Source organism: Shigella sp. SIG6, assembly GCF_053555815.1.
Map to the genome: position 1 here is coordinate 1 of NZ_JBQZXC010000275.1, position 957 is coordinate 957.

Below are 957 nucleotides of genomic sequence, written 5' to 3' on the forward strand. Positions count from 1 at the left end.
ACTTTATTATCTACGGCCCTCAGCTCATTTCTTGCTCTAATAATAGTATGCTGATCCGCTGCCTACGGCAAGATGCCTCTGTCGAGATTGAGTGCCATGATATCCTCATGTCAGCAGAGAATGCTGAAGAACTGTTGGTTCACCGCAAAGCCGATCTGGTGATCACCCAAATGCCAGTGATCAGCCGTTCCGTCATTTGCATGCCATTGCATACAATTCGCAATACTCTAATTTGTAGTAATAAGCATCCGCGAATTACTGACAATAGCACTTATGAACAAATTATGGCAGAAGAGTTCACCCAATTAATATCCAAATCAGCAGGAGTTGATGATATTCAAATGGAAATAGACGAGAAGTTTATGAATCGCAAAATTTCATTTCGTGGTTCCTCTTTGCTGACAATAATTAATAGCATTGCAGTTACAGATTTACTGGGAATAGTCCCCTATGAACTTTATAACTCCCACCGTGACTTTCTTAATTTAAAAGAGATAAAACTAGAACATCCGTTACCTTCAATAAAGCTTTACATTTCCTATAATAAATCTTCTTTAAATAATTTGGTGTTCTCCCGATTTATTGACCGTCTAAATGAGAGTTTTTGATATATAACTACAGACAGCTACTATAACTTTCATCTATTTATTCACAGCGCGAATGAAAAATAAAACACTCTGCTTTACAGTGTTTACTTTATAATTAACAGTCTTATCTCACTGTTCACCCTGTAACGTTCAGAGAGCGTCTTCAGATATCTATTTATAAAATTCCTCTTCCGCTCAATATTCTGGAAGCTGCACGAGAGCGTATTACCTAGACACTCAACACCCTACCCCGCGTTTGTGTCTCATTTTCTGGCGGCAAAGACTCTGGTTTAATGCTGCATCTGACAGCCGAACTTGCCCGACAAATGGGCAAAAAAATCTGCGTTTTGTTTATCGACTGGGAGGCGCA

1 protein-coding gene and 1 pseudogene are annotated in these 957 nt (G+C 39.1%); both read left to right on the forward strand.

The window, feature by feature from the left end; translation table 11 throughout:
• The coding region (locus ACUU1M_RS20315) for a LysR substrate-binding domain-containing protein (RefSeq protein ID WP_449144783.1) at window positions 1-608 on the forward strand (608 nt) is incomplete at its 5' end.
• Between the two features lie 146 nt (window positions 609-754).
• Window positions 755-957 (forward strand): annotated as a pseudogene (locus ACUU1M_RS20320) (phosphoadenosine phosphosulfate reductase); the annotation flags it as partial.